This window comes from Paenibacillus stellifer (genome assembly GCF_000758685.1).
Lineage (GTDB): Bacteria > Bacillota > Bacilli > Paenibacillales > Paenibacillaceae > Paenibacillus_AQ > Paenibacillus_AQ stellifer.
On sequence record NZ_CP009286.1, the window covers coordinates 1803882 to 1817963 of the forward strand.

The following is a 14082-nucleotide window of genomic DNA, read 5'->3' on the forward strand; positions in this document are numbered from 1 at the left end:
GTTGCGAACGACGCATGATTGATGAACATGCTAATAATGTACCAGGCTTACGGAACGCCTTCCCGTTTCCCGCAAACGCAGACGATTATTCAGTTTAGGAGGAAAGTAACATGTATCTCTCAACAAGCAAAGAGTCGCTGCTCGTCTACGAAGCGCTCGCCAGCGAGGTTCGCCTCAAAATCATCGAGCTGCTCGATGAGCGGCCAAGATCGATAAAGGAACTGGCAGCCGAACTGTACCTCAGCAGCGCCATTGTCAGTTCGCATGTGAGCAAGCTTCAGGAGGCCGGACTGGTAAGCGGCAAGATGTGCAGGGTGGATGGAGCGACTTACAAAATATGCTCGCTCTCGGCCAATTATTTGCAAATCCGGCTCTCCCGTGCGCAGCAGACGGCGCAGAAGGTCGTGGAGTTCTCGGTGCCGATCGGGCAGTATACCGATTTTGAAGCCCATCCGACCTGTGGGATTGCGACGAAGGAACAGATCATCGGCTACTATGATGATCCCCGGTATTTTGCGGACCCCCGGCGTATGGATGCAGGTATTATCTGGTTCGCCAAGGGTTATGTGGAATACCGGCTGCCCAATTATCTCGCCTCGGACCAGACTGTTCAGGAAATCGAAATTTCCATGGAAATCGGTTCCGAAGCCCCGAAAATTAGCGAGAAGTGGCCGTCCGACATAGGCTTCACTCTGAACGGGGTGGACCTCGGGAAGTGGACAAGCCCCGGAGACTTCGGGGCGACGAAGGGAAGATTCACCCCTGGCTGGTGGCATGCCGATGTGAATCAATACGGCACACTGAAGGTGCTGCGCATCCGTAAGACGGGAACATTCATGGACGGCCAGCAGATGTCGGGGATTTCCCTGGACGACGTAGACTGGCGCAAGGAGCAGTGGAGTTTTCGGATTACAGCAGAGCCCGCGGGCCGGAGAAGGGGAGGTCTAACTGTCTTTGGGCGCGGATTCGGCAATTATGATCAGGATTTGAATATTCGTGTGTATTATGAGTAGGCAGCGAAAAGTGTCTTCATCAGGCAAGCGGGGCGCGGCCGGTTCAGTGTTCCGCCTGTCTGTCGGTTATCTGTCGATCGTCTTCCGCTCGCCTGCCTAATGAAATTTGGGCTGACGGAAAATAAATGCTGGAACTAAGCCCAAACCTTCTGTATTATTAGTTAATAAATTTAACTAACTAAATCAGGGAGTTTGAGAGAAAAAAGTTTGAGAGAAGAGGAAGCAGGGGTTGAAATGAAAGTAACCACGTCAGCAGGCACTCCGGCCTATTTGAAAAATCTGAATGAATGGACGCTGCTTGAGCGGATCATTGCGGACGGGCCGCTATCCCGGGCGGAGCTCAGCCGCCGGACAGGGCTGAGCAAGCCGACGGTATCATCCGCCATTCTTCAACTGTTGGAACGCGGTTTGGTCAGGGAAACCGGGAGGGGAGATAACTCGCAGGGACGGAAATCGACGCTGCTCGAATTCAACCGGACCTGTTATTACGTGATCGGAATCGATCTCGGGGCTACCCGAATCCGAATGGCGCTTGGAGACCTGGAGGGGCAGATCTGCGGCTTCAGGCAGGCGCCGATGCCTGGGGAAGGCGTGCAGGGAGCAGAGCTTCAGGCCTTGATAATAGCCGAAGCGGAAGCTCTGCTGCGGGAGCAGGGCGTGACATGGCATAGCATCCAGGCCGCCACGATCGGAATACCGGGCATCGTCGATACGGCATCGGGGAAGGTATCCCAGCTTGTGTCACCACTTCCCGGGGCGGAGGAATCACTCTCGCGGGATCAATTGAATGCGCTGCTTCCGGTGCGCGTCGAGACGGAGAATGATGTCAATCTGGCCGCACTGGCTGAATACTCGATACGGCACAGCGTGGACTCTGGCTCTCTGCTCTATTTCTCGTTAGGGGAGGGAACCGGCGGAGGTCTTGTTCTGAATGGCGCCATCTTCCGCGGCTTCCGGGGAGCGGCCGGCGAATTCGCCAACATGACGCTGCGCGGAGAGAGAGTGGAGGAGATTCTCTCCGCGGGCGGGCTGATGCGCCTGGCTGCCCGCTTCGCCGGAGAAGCTGGAGAGAAAGAGGACCGCATGTTGAAGGCGTCCATAACGTCGCCGGAGAGATTGATTGAACAAGCAAGGGGCGAAGACCCTGCGGCGATAGTTGTTCTGGATGCCTATTGCGACCTGCTGGCCGAGGCGCTTACCAATGTCTGCGCCGTGATCGCTCCCGAGACAGTAGTGCTCGGTGGAGGCATCGGCTGCAACGGCGATGTGCTGCTGCCGAGACTCGAGAGCCGGCTGTCCGGATTCGCTAGCCGTCCGTCTCTGGTCGTCACCCGGCATCAGGAGAAGGATGTCGTTCTGGGAGCTATTCAGACGGCGGTGCAGGCGGCTCTCCGGAACATCCGGGATGCCTATCAATCCTTGTCCCCATCTAATAATATGAATTGAACACGGAGGTACTGACCTTGACAACCGACAACAGAGATACACATAGCGCGGTCTATTCCGCAGGATTGGATATCGGCGGAACCAAGACATTGATTTGTCTGACGGATCACAATGGAGCCATTCAAGCCGAGCATAAGCTTGAGACCAAGCTGAGCCACGATCCCCGGCAGTTTTTTCTATGGCTGTTCGGGGAACTGGATCGATTGTGCCGGACATATGGCTCATCGCTTACTGAACTCGCCGGAATCGGCATCGGACTGCCAGGCGTCATGAATGAATCAACGGGGATTCTATCGAGCGCCCCGGCGCTGAATTGGCCGCATGAAGACATACGTCCTATTATTTCCCGCTACTACTCCGGCGTCGTCGTTCTCGATAATGATGTCAACATGGCTGCGCTTGGAGAACAGGCCGCCGGAGCGGCTGCAGGTGCGGAGCATTTTATGATGATTACGGTCGGTACGGGCATCGGAGGTGCGTTGTTCCTGAACGGACAGCTGTACCGTGGAGCCCGCTATTCCGCCGGGGAAATCGGTTATCTGAATCTTGGACCCGGAGCGAATGAAGGCATAGATGTACATACGGGTGACAAGCCGGAGGACAGTGAATTCGGGCCGTTCGAGCTGGCTGTGTCGGGTACCGGCATCGGCAGGCAGGCCGCTGAACTTGTACAGGATGCCCCCGATACGACGCTGGTCACGAAGCTGGCTTCCGGGACCGTCCCCGAGGCCAGGCATGTGTTCGAAGCCGCTAGGCAAGGAGACGATGCTGCGGCTTCCATCCTGAACCGGGCCTATGATCTTATGGCGGTAACGATCAAGAACATACTCATTACTCTTGATCTGGAGCTAATTGTACTTGGCGGTGGCGTCGTTGAGAAGAATGTGGGCTATGAGGCGGAGATAGCGAGACGAATCAGCCGCTACACCCCTCAAACTTCCGTCCCGATCCGCAGGGCGAAGCTTGGCAACAGCGCCGGCGCCATCGGCGCGGCGGCGGCTGCAAGAAGCAGGCTGGCAGCAGCTGGCCGCAGTCCGATGACTCTCTGACATCAGGCGCGAAGAGGAGGATAATCTGATCAATGAAACGGGAAACGCGAATCCTGAGAGGAAGATTTGGGCAGATTTGCGCCCAGAGCAGAGAGTCGGAAGTGCTGGTTAAAATGCGTGGGCCTTATCTGTTTACAGCTCTGAATGACGGGACGTTCAAACCCTGTGTTACCCGACCAGACGGTACTATCAAGTGATGTTCGGCATTGAGACACGATCGCGCCACCGGTTAATCACCTCTAAAATAGCAGAGCGCTCCGCGTGAACATCGATGTGGACAGACGGGAGAGGAACAGATGTTTAACAAGCTAACCGCCTTGAACGACAAATGGACTGAGGAATCGGTCCAGCGGCAAATTATGGACAAGGATAACCGTTATTTTGGGGGCATACGCGATCCGTACACCGGCGTCGCCTGGCCCAGCCATACCGGCACCGCGCTGATCCTGGCGGTATGGACCGGCTCGCTGCTGGGCCCGTCTTCCGGATATTACCGAAGCCTTGAGCTTCTGGCCAGACTGGAGGAAGGGATGGACTTCATGCTGCGCTTTCAGCATGAAGACGGCACCATCTCCCCGGGGTGGACTAATTATCACTCCCCGCCGGACACGGCTTTTGTCGTCGTCGGACTAGCCAATGTGCTTACGCTGATTAATCGGGATGAATGGGAGAAGCTGGACGCATTAAAGGAAAAGGTCGGACTGTTCCTCCAGCGGACGGTTCCGGCCATGCTGACCGGCGGTGTGCATACGCCCAATCACCGTTGGGTGCTTACGGCGGCTTTGGGTTCTCTATATCGCATCTTTGGCCTACAGGAGCTAAAGACGCGGGCCGATGAGTGGCTTCGGGAGGGAATGGACATTACGCCTGACGGCGAATGGACCGAGCGAAGCAACGGGATCTACAACACGGTCAGCGATATTATGCTCTATTATGCTGCACAGGACCTGGAGCGTCCGGAGCTGCTTGAGCCTGTCCGCCGGAATTTGCGGATGATGAAGTATCTGGTGCATCCGGACGGCGAAGTCGTGACCGATTACTCGGGCCGCCAGGACTTCGGCAGCATCCACACGCTAGAAGATTATTATCTCACGTACAAACTAATGGCGGAGCATGATCAGGACCCCGAATTCGCCGCCATGGCTGAACTGGCTGGTGCAGGGGTAACGAATCCCGGTTCGCTTCCGAACAACAGTATGCTGGGATTTCTGCTGTATCCGCAAATGCATGCCAATTCCGTTACGCCCGGTAAGCTGCCCGTCACTTACCGGAAGGTCATCAACCAGACCTTTAACCGGCAGGAGCTGTTGTCCGCCATCGAGAAGACCGGCCACGGCGGCAGGATCTTTCACAGCAAGCTGCACAAGGAGTTCGGAGCGCCGGTTGCCCGCATCCGCCGGGAGAAGACGAGCGCCACCGTCATGACGGAGACCTCCTCGTTCTTCTCGTTAAGACACGGCAAGGTCCGTCTGCTCGGCGTGCAGCTGGCGTCCAGCTTCGAGCCGGGACTTATCACCATGACCTCTATTGAGGAGACGGAGGATTCTTATAAACTGGAGGCCGTAATGGAAAAAGGATACTACGGCCCGGTCCCGGAAGAGAAGCTGCCGCCTTCCGCCGATGGGCCATCCAGTCCCTGGTATCTGCTCCCCCATCAGGATCGTCCGTTTACCCATGCCCAGCGCAGCCGCGTTCATGCGTCCGTGACGGAAACAGATGAAGGCTGGAAGCTGCGTCTCGTATCCGGCGAGCCGTCCGACGTTCTGACCCAGGTTGTGCTGCTGTTCGGCTCCGAAGGAAGCCTGGAGGGAGAACTGCACTCTGCTCCAGGGCTGAGAGAGACATCGTTCTGGACCGGAGGGAAGCTGCGCTATTCAGCCGGAGAAGATTGGATGGAGCTGGATCATGGAGTCCATGACCACATACAGGCCGGGATTCGGGGAATGGCATATCCGGACGGCTGCCTCAAGGTGATCATCAATCTGATTACGCCGCTGGACTATACGCTCACGATCAGACTTTCATAGAAGGCGATCATCATTTTGGAAAAAAACTGAAACAGAAACACCTTTAAACCTTTAAGCTGTCGGGAACGTCCCGGCGGCTTTTTTATATGTGAGCATTTTGCATGAATCTATGGAGTGGTCCATAAATAGAAAATTATTACTTTTATTGTATATTGTGATAAAATACAATCCTTTAGTGTAAATTAACTGAAAACAAACGGAAGCGGGAGATGTGTTCATGAATGTCATCACCCAACCGGCGAGCTCCTTGATCATCGGTATCGATGTCGGCTCGACCACGGTCAAAGCAACAGTAGTGGATCCGGACAGCAGAGCAATCCTATGGTCGGACTATCAGCGTCACCATACGAAGCAGGCGGAGAAAGTAATGGAATTATTGCTTGTTATCAGCAGCAAATTTCCGGAAGTTAAGCAGGACAACATTCGCGTCTTTGCGACCGGCTCCGGCAGCGGGCCTATTGCTCCGCATATCGGAGCCAAATTTGTGCAGGAAGTCAACGCGGTTACTATGGCTGTAGAGCAGCTGCATCCCGACGCCGGGAGCGTAATTGAGCTTGGAGGACAGGATGCCAAGATCATTATTTTTAAGGAAAACAAGGAGACGGGGAGCAAGCAGGTATTCACGTCCATGAACGATAAATGCGCATCCGGAACCGGGGCGACGATTGACAAATGCATGATCAAAGTGGGGATGCCTATGGAAGAGGTGGGCAAGCTGCATTTTGATGATTCGAAGCTGCATCATGTGGCCGCCAAATGCGGGGTATTTGCCGAGACGGATATCGTGAACTTGGTGAAGAGCGGCATTCCATCACCGGAAATCATGTGTTCGCTGGCGGATGCGATCGTCATGCAGAACCTTTCCGTTCTTACCCGCGGCAATACGCTCCGGCATCATGTGCTGCTTCTGGGGGGGCCGAATACTTACCTGCCTTTTCTGCAGGAATGCTGGAGGAAGCGGATTCCAGAGACTTGGCGGGATCGGGGGTACGATTATCCGGCGCGGGCGCCGATCGAGGATCTGATCTTTGTGCCGGAGCATTCGCAGTATTACGCCGCTTATGGAGCGGTTCTGTACGGGCTTTACGAGCCTGCGGATGTCGGTATTTATCAGGGGCTGGAGGGGTTGAAGGCTTTTATTGCCCACGGGCGCAATGCCGGACTTGGCGAGAAGGCCGGGCCGCCGCTGGCAGGCTCCGAGGACGAGTTGAAGCAATTCCGCCGCAGCTACAGCATTCCCCCGTTTGAGCAGGCGGTTTTTGCTCCAGGGCAGAAGGTGAAGGCGGTGATCGGTGTTGACGGCGGCTCCACCTCATCCAAGGCCGTTCTGGTGGATGAACAAGGGAGGGTTCTCCTGAAGGAATACCAGCTCTCCAAAGGCAATCCGCTGGAAGACACGAAGGAAATGCTGCTTCGCATTCGTGACAAGGTGCGGAAGCAGGGAGCCGAATTGGAGATTATCGGGTTTGGTGCCACGGGATATGCTGCGGATGTTCTGGAGCAGACGCTGAAGGCGGATGTCAATATCGTGGAGACGGTTGCTCATATGATGAGTGCGGTCCGCCAATTCGGCGACATTGATGTCATCTGCGATATCGGAGGGCAGGATATCAAGGTTCTGTTCCTGAAGAACGGGGATATCCGGGGCTTCAAGCTGTCGAATCAATGCTCGGCCGGGAACGGGATGCTGCTGCAGGCCATGGCCGACCAGTTCGGCATTCCGGTCGAGGAATACGCGGACACGGCTTTCAGAGCCAGCCTTAGCCCGAAATTCTCTTACGGCTGCGCCGTGTTCCTTGATGCGGATCGGGTGAATTTTCAGAAAGAGGGATATTCCAAAGAAGAATTGCTCGCCGGACTCGCTCTCGTCCTGCCGAAGAACGTGTGGCAATACGTCGTTCAGATTCCCCGCATGGCCGGGCTTGGCCGCAGGTTCGTGCTGCAGGGCGGCACCCAATATAATCTGGCGGCGGTTAAAGCCCAGGTCGATTACATCAAGATGAGGGTCCCGAATGCCGACATTTACATTCATCCGCATCCGGGGGAAGCGGGAGCGATCGGAGCGGCTATGGAAACACTGCGCGTAGTCAAGCGCCGGGGGTATTCCACTTTTCTTGGACTCGATACTGCGATTGATCTCCGGTATGAGAGCCGCAACGATGACTACACCCGCTGCCAGTTCTGTCCCAATCACTGCAGCCGCACCTTTATCGACTCCAGGACGCCGGACGGACATACCGCCCGGTACATTTCCGGCTTCTCCTGCGAGAAGGGGACGGTGGAAGACCAGGAAGCGGTCGTCAAGCTGATGAAGGAACGGCAGGAGTTGAGACGGCAGTTCCCCAATCTCGTCGAATACGAAGCGCGCCGCATGTTTCAGCATCTTTATGATGCCGAGCCGCTGCCCGAACCGGAGCCGCCATCGAAGGACGCAGCCCGATCGAAGCCAGAGTGGCTCCGGAGATTGCGCAGCAGGCATTCCAAACCCGGCCAGCTTGGCTTTGCGCGTTCCTCCGCCGAGGCGCTGGAATGGCGCAGGAAGATCCGCATCGGGATTCCCCGGGTGCTAAACATATGGTCAACGGCGCCCTTTTGGCGCACCTATTTCGAGGCGCTCGGCGTAGAAGGGCGAAATATCGTATTTAGCGATTACAGCAGTGAGAGAATGTGGCAGGAAGGCGGGAAGTACGGCTCGATCGACCCGTGCTATCCGTCCAAAGTAGCCCAAGCCCATGTTCATAACCTGCTGTTCAAGCATCATAAGACAAAGGCGCTGGATATTCTCTTTTTTCCGTGCATCACCCATCTGCCTACGCAATTGAACAATGTGATGGATTCGTTAAGCTGCCCGGTCGCGGCCGGCGCCCCGAACGTGATCAAGGCTGCTTTTACCAAGGAAGTGAATTTCTTCGCTGACCGGGGCATCGTGTATCTGGACCCGGCTGTGACGTTTATTGAACGGAATCTGATGAAAAGACAGCTGTATGAGGCATTTGCTGAAAGGCTGCAAATTACGGAGGATGAAAGTGATTTTGCCGTAGAACAAGGCTGGAAGGCGCTGGAGCAATTCGATGAGGAAATGATGGAGAAGGGACGCTTGATTCTGGAACAGGTTGAACGGGAGAATAGACTCGCCATATTGATGATCGGGCGTCCCTATCATTCTGATCCGGGGCTCAATCACGGCGTTCTTGAAGAGTTCCAGGTATTGGGTTATCCGATTCTGTCCATGCGCTCCATCCCCAAGGAGGAGGCCTGGCTGAGCCGCTTTTTCGAAGGCGACCTGAAGAGCGGCCGGGTGGCGACCGCGCTGGAAATCGGTGATGTGTGGCCGGAGAATTTCAGTGCGGGCAGCGCGCAAAAAGTGTGGGCCGTCAAGTTCGCAGCACGTCATCCCCATGTGGCGGTGCTCGATCTGTCCAGCTTCAAATGCGGACATGACGCGCCGACTTATGGGCTGATCGATTCGGTTATCTCCTCGGCCGGCGCTCCGTACTCGGCGCTCCATGAAATCGACGGCAACAAGCCAAGCGGGTCGATCAAAATCCGGGTGAAGACGTACGCTCACAGTCTGGAGCTTCATGAAGAGCGGCTGCAGGATTTGGCCCGAAAAAAAGCGGAGCTGCAGCAGGTCATCGAGCAAAAACGGGCGGAGCTGATTGGATTGAGCAACGACGAGCATATCGGAGACATCTCATACGAAGGAGTGAATTGAGCATGGCAGTTGGCAGACAGGAACAATCTGCAAGCTTGGATATAGAGGACAAGCAGCATTGGTTCGACCCTGTTCCAGGCCGCTTCCCGGCTACAGACAAATCCGCCACGACGATTCTATTCGGGGGTCTGACGATGGCTCAGGATTATTTACTGGAGGGGGCGCTGAAAGGACTCGGATATCAGGTGGCGCATTTGGATTGCCCGGACAACGAGTCGCTTCGGTACGGCAAGGAATTCGGCAATCGCGGGCAGTGCAACCCGGCTTACTACACCGTCGGGAATCTCATTAAGCATCTGCTTTACCTTCGTGACGTGGAAGGCAAATCGGAGGAGGAGATCATCGACAGTTACCTGTTCGTCACCAGCGGTTCCTGCGGTCCATGCCGTTTTGGCACCTACGCTACGGAATACCGGAAAGCTCTGCGCGATGCGGGCTTTGACGGCTTTCGCGTGCTTCTGTTCAAGCAGACGGATGGATTGAAGCAGGCGGCAGGCGGCGAATCGGCATTGAAGCTCGATGCTCCATTCTTCATCGGCATATTAAAAGCCATACTGCTCGGAGACATATTAAATGCGCTGGCCTGCCGGATTCGTCCTTATGAACTGGAAAACGGCTCAACGGACGCCGCCCTGGAGCATTGCAAGCGATATCTATATGAAGCGTTAAGCAAGCGAAAGCCGCTGCTGCCGGCGCTTCTCAAATGCAGGGGTGAGCTGCATGCGGTGTCCGTGGACCGTACCAGGGTCAAGCCGAGGGTGAGCATTATCGGCGAGTTCTGGGCGATGACGACCGAGGGTGACGGGAACTATGAGCTGCAGCGTTTTTTGGAAAGCGAGGGCGCGGAGGTGGAGGTGCAGCCGATTGCGGCCTGGATTCTGTTCCTCATCTGGTCAGGACGCTTCGATACCTTGCAGCGAATCAGACTGCGCGATGCCGATCCCGGGAAAGACGGCTTGAAGGGAAAAAATCCGCACTCCCGTCTGCGCATGCTATGGCTTGCGGACCGCTCCGTCCGTGCTATTTTTCACACCTATGCCGGAATCATCGGTCTTCGCAGATATCATCTCCCTGATATGGAAGAGATCGCCCGGGTCGCCCATGAGTTCTATAACAACCAGCTGCGCGGCGGAGAGGGGCATATGGAGGTGGGCAAGCTGATTCTGAACGTGGTGAAGCGGAAGGTGAACATGACCATTTCGGTCAAGCCTTTCGGCTGCCTGCCGTCTTCCGGAGTGTCGGACGGAGTGCAGTCGCTGATCACCGAGAAATATCCCGAAGCCATCTTTTTGCCGATCGAAACGACGGGGGATGGAGCGGTCAACGTCTATAGCCGGGTGCAGATGATGCTCTTTAAAGCAAAGCAGGCAGCGCAGAAGGAGTTCGAAGAAGCATTGGCCCTCAACAATCTGTCATTCGAGCAGCTTCAGCAAAAGAATTATAAGTGGAAATTCGCCGATCCGCTGCGGGCAAGCCGCCATGTTGTCGCTTGTACGGCAGCGAATGGCGTATACAGCCTGGCTGGTATGTTCATAAGATATAGCGGTTAGCCAGTATCCGGGAATGGAGTTCTGAATAAACGGGGGTGAGACGAACATTGCTTTGGGCCGTTGCAGTGCTTGTCCTATTGCTTATTCAAATCATGGCGATTGTGTTCTTCGAATATCCGCGTCCATATAAAGCGATCACCTGGGTAGTCATCGTCATTATTTTTCCGGTGCTTGGTTATGTCCTTTACTTTTTTATTGGAAAAGAATATGCCATCAAACGTCCGGACAGCCAGGGGGATCAGCTTTTGGAGCAGGTTAGGGAGCAGTTGGCGGACCGGAGCCGGCGAAAGCGGGAAGAGGAATGTCCGAATCCGGCAGTTGGCCCGGATGGCAGTCTCGATATGAAGCTGGAGCATGCGGCATCTCTACCGGTTACGGCTGGCAATGAGACGACGGTGTTCTCGGAGGGGACAGAAGCCTTTGAAGACATGCTTCAGGCCATCGCTTCGGCGAGACATCATATTCATATCGAGTTTTATATCATTCGTGACGATCAGCTGGGACTCCGCTTTCAGCAGTTGTTGATCCGTAAAGCCCGGGAAGGGGTTAAGGTGAAGCTGATTTATGACGGAATCGGCTGTCATAAATTGAATAAGTCTTATATGAATCGGCTGCATGAGGCCGGAGCGGAAACCGGATGCTTCTCCCCTCCGCTTCGCTCCTTTTTTACCAGACGCCTCAATTATCGAAATCACCGGAAAATCGTGGTCGTGGACGGCATAATCGGGTATTTCGGCGGCTTGAACATTGGTGATGAGTATTTGGGGAAAGACCCGAAAGTGGGCTTCTGGAGAGACACTCATTTCCGAATCGAGGGCGACGCGGTTGGCTGGATTCAATATACGTTTCTGACCGATTGGTATTTCGTGAAAAAAGAATGGCTGAATGACCCGGACTGCTACTATCCGCTTCGTGCAGGCAAGGGGAAGGAGTGGGTCCGTATGATCAAGAGCGGTCCGGACGAACCCATCCTCGAACTCTTCTTCTCCTGCTTTGCGTCCGCCAAGAGAAGGATCTATATCGAGTCCCCCTATTTCGTACTGGAGCCCGGGATTATTCTGGCGCTGAAGACGGCTGCCGTTACCGGAGTCGATGTTCGTGTCATTTTGCCGGCAGTTCCGGATTCGAAGTTCGTTCACCTGGCCTCCATGTCTTATGTTCAGGAGCTGCTGCAAGCCGGAGTCCGTTTCTTTCTGTATGAGAAAGGGTTCCTCCACGCCAAGGTGATCATTGCCGATGATCTGGCTTGTTCCGGATCGGCCAATATGGATATTCGCAGCTTGTATGGCCAATTCGAATTGCATGCGATCTTTAATGACGGGACGACCGTTAACAAGCTGGTTCGTGATTTTGAGAGGGATATGCGGGATAGCCGGGAAATCGTGCTGTGCCAATATGAACAACGCCCGCCTTTCCACAAGTACAAAGAGACGATTGCCCGCCTGTTCTCGCCTTTGCTATAGGATCAGGACTTGAGATGATGCAGATGCCGAGTACCCGGCAAAGAGGACGCCACTGACGTGACGTCCTCTTTGCCATGCTGCGTGCCCCAGTATGCGTGATTATTGCGGGGACTTCGCTGCAATTGCGAACGAGGCCTCGCCACCTGTCGTACTGAAGAAATCCGGCGCCGGGAAGATCGAACGGCAGGTTGCCGTCTTCGAGCAGAACGGAACGCACAGTGGCCAGAATGCAGCGCATCGGCTTCAACTGAGCGATAATATGATCCTGGACGAGAAAAATAGTAAAAAAAACTGCACATTAAACTAAAAAAAGAGCATATGTCGCTTGTTGCGGCAAGGATACAATGAAAAAGAATTATTCGGAAACGCAGCAGTCCTGCTGAATTCGATACTAACTTTGAATGGGATGGTGGTTCGTTATATTCTTATAGATAATTCATAAGGGGGATACCACTAATGATTCAAAATCCGATCCTGCGCGGGTTCAATCCCGACGCCTCGGCGCTTCGGGTAGGTGACGACTACTACATTGCAACATCAACCTTCGAGTGGTACCCGGGGGTCATCATTCACCACTCCCGGGACCTGGGGAGCAGCGCGGACCGCGGGTTATCCTTGATTTGCATAAGGCCCCGGGCCAGATTTACGGAAATGATCCCAATCCCAACCCCATGCTGGACATTGAGGAGAACAGGCAGCGTTACCTCGGGATCTGGACTATGTTTGCAGAGCGGTACAAAGGAATAGGCGACCGTCTGGTGTTCGAGCTGCTGTATGAGATCTACGACTCTACCGGTTACCAATGGAATCAGCACAGAATGAATATAGCGCTGGAGCCGCAAGGGTATGGCCGCAAGGTCAAAACCTTGCGGCTTTTGTCCGTGTACCGATAGCTGTACCTCCGGAAATTTTGTTATAATAAACCTAAAGAATGGAGTTGGCCGATGTGGAATTGCTTGATCCGAGAGTGGATTTTGTATTCAAACGAATCTTTGGCAGCGAGAACAATAAGGATGTGCTGTTGGCTTTTCTGAACCGGATATTCACCGAAGCGGGGGAACCGCCACTCACAGAGATTATCCTGATGAATCCCTACACTGACAAGGACGATCCGCTTGACAAGCAATCCATCTTCGATGTATATGCGAAGACCGCTGAGGGCAAGTTGATAGACATTGAGATGCAATTGTTTAACAAATATGACATTGAGAAACGGACGCTGTTCTACTGGAGCAAGCGGTATGCCAGCCAGCTTCAGGAAGGCGAGAAGTACCAGGAGCTGAAGAAGTGCGTTACCATCAACATTCTGAACTACGCTTTCTTGCCGAATGATGAATACCATAATGTGTTCCATCTCCGTGAAGACCGCTCGGGAATACCGCTGATTGACGATATTGAGATACACTTTTTGGAGCTGCCTAAGCTGGATGATGCCATTCCCTCGAACGGCGGCTTGGAGAACTGGCTGCTGTTCCTCAAAGGCGTGGATACAACTCATTGGGAGGTGCTGAAGATGAATGAACCCGGGTTGGAGAAGGCCATGGATACCCTGCAATATTTGAGCCAGGATTCGGAGGCTCGCCGCTTGTACGAGGCCCGTCAGAAATACTTGCATGACGAAGCGTCGATGCTCGAAGGGGCGAAGCAAGCTGGAATGAAGGCCGGGATGCAAGAGGGAATGAAAGCAGGAATCAAGGAAGTCGCCAAGAACATGCTGGCACTGAACCTGGATATCGCTACCATAGCCAAAGCAACTGGATTGTCGGAGCAGGAGATACTTGCACTGAAGAAATAACGCTTAGGGAGCTTCGAATGCGGA

Annotated in this window: 10 protein-coding genes and 1 pseudogene; all 11 read left to right on the forward strand. The window is 54.4% G+C overall.

From position 1 onward, the window contains the following. Window positions 1–110: 110 nt before the first annotated feature. The 11 genes and pseudogenes from PSTEL_RS08125 (at window position 111) to PSTEL_RS08170 (ending at window position 14058) form a co-directional block, all read left to right on the forward strand. Entirely contained in the window at window positions 111–1013 is a 903-nt protein-coding gene (locus PSTEL_RS08125; RefSeq protein WP_038694588.1) for an ArsR/SmtB family transcription factor, read from the forward strand. 234 nt (window positions 1014–1247) lie between these two features. Next, window positions 1248–2459: an ROK family transcriptional regulator gene (locus tag PSTEL_RS08130; protein WP_038694589.1), complete on the forward strand. Its 1212-nt coding sequence runs from the start codon at window positions 1248–1250 to the stop codon at window positions 2457–2459. A 17-nt stretch (window positions 2460–2476) separates the two neighbouring features. Next, a complete protein-coding gene (locus tag PSTEL_RS08135) occupies window positions 2477–3508 on the forward strand; it encodes an ROK family protein (RefSeq protein WP_038694591.1) in 1032 nt (343 codons plus the stop codon). Window positions 3509–3804: 296 nt separating this feature from the next. Continuing rightward, window positions 3805–5535, forward strand: coding sequence for a prenyltransferase/squalene oxidase repeat-containing protein (locus PSTEL_RS08140; RefSeq protein ID WP_038694593.1), 1731 nt, complete (start codon window positions 3805–3807; stop codon window positions 5533–5535). A gap of 217 nt (window positions 5536–5752) precedes the next feature. Next, window positions 5753–9250, forward strand: a complete 3498-nt coding sequence (locus PSTEL_RS08145; protein WP_038694594.1) for a BadF/BadG/BcrA/BcrD ATPase family protein — start codon at window positions 5753–5755, stop codon at window positions 9248–9250. A 2-nt stretch (window positions 9251–9252) separates the two neighbouring features. Further along, window positions 9253–10800, forward strand: a complete 1548-nt coding sequence (locus tag PSTEL_RS08150; RefSeq protein WP_245625108.1) for a 2-hydroxyglutaryl-CoA dehydratase — start codon at window positions 9253–9255, stop codon at window positions 10798–10800. Window positions 10801–10865: 65 nt separating this feature from the next. After that, complete coding sequence (cls, locus tag PSTEL_RS08155; protein WP_281176783.1) at window positions 10866–12263, forward strand: cardiolipin synthase; 1398 nt, start codon at window positions 10866–10868, stop codon at window positions 12261–12263. Window positions 12264–12354: 91 nt separating this feature from the next. Further along, complete coding sequence (locus tag PSTEL_RS08160) at window positions 12355–12570, forward strand: hypothetical protein (protein ID WP_038694596.1); 216 nt, start codon at window positions 12355–12357, stop codon at window positions 12568–12570. 149 nt (window positions 12571–12719) lie between these two features. Next, window positions 12720–12851, forward strand: a pseudogene (locus PSTEL_RS26845) (family 43 glycosylhydrolase); the annotation flags it as partial. Next, entirely contained in the window at window positions 12812–13156 is a 345-nt protein-coding gene (locus PSTEL_RS08165; RefSeq protein ID WP_245625109.1) for a cellulase family glycosylhydrolase, read from the forward strand. The pseudogene PSTEL_RS26845 and the gene PSTEL_RS08165, both read left to right, overlap by 40 nt. A gap of 38 nt (window positions 13157–13194) precedes the next feature. Next, window positions 13195–14058: an Rpn family recombination-promoting nuclease/putative transposase gene (locus PSTEL_RS08170; protein WP_038694598.1), complete on the forward strand. Its 864-nt coding sequence runs from the start codon at window positions 13195–13197 to the stop codon at window positions 14056–14058. Window positions 14059–14082: the final 24 nt, after the last annotated feature.

Excerpts from the sequence above, each read along its gene's own strand:
- PSTEL_RS08140 (WP_038694593.1), top strand. The coding sequence starts at position 3,805 with ATGTTTAACAAGCTAACCGCCTTGAACGACAAATGGACTGAGGAATCG.
- PSTEL_RS08150 (WP_245625108.1), top strand. The coding sequence starts at position 9,253 with ATGGCAGTTGGCAGACAGGAACAATCTGCAAGCTTGGATATAGAGGAC.
- PSTEL_RS08160 (WP_038694596.1), top strand. The coding sequence starts at position 12,355 with ATGCGTGATTATTGCGGGGACTTCGCTGCAATTGCGAACGAGGCCTCG.
- PSTEL_RS08145 (WP_038694594.1), top strand. The coding sequence starts at position 5,753 with ATGAATGTCATCACCCAACCGGCGAGCTCCTTGATCATCGGTATCGAT.
- PSTEL_RS08125 (WP_038694588.1), top strand. The coding sequence starts at position 111 with ATGTATCTCTCAACAAGCAAAGAGTCGCTGCTCGTCTACGAAGCGCTC.
- PSTEL_RS08130 (WP_038694589.1), top strand. The coding sequence starts at position 1,248 with ATGAAAGTAACCACGTCAGCAGGCACTCCGGCCTATTTGAAAAATCTG.
- PSTEL_RS08170 (WP_038694598.1), top strand. The coding sequence starts at position 13,195 with ATGGAGTTGGCCGATGTGGAATTGCTTGATCCGAGAGTGGATTTTGTA.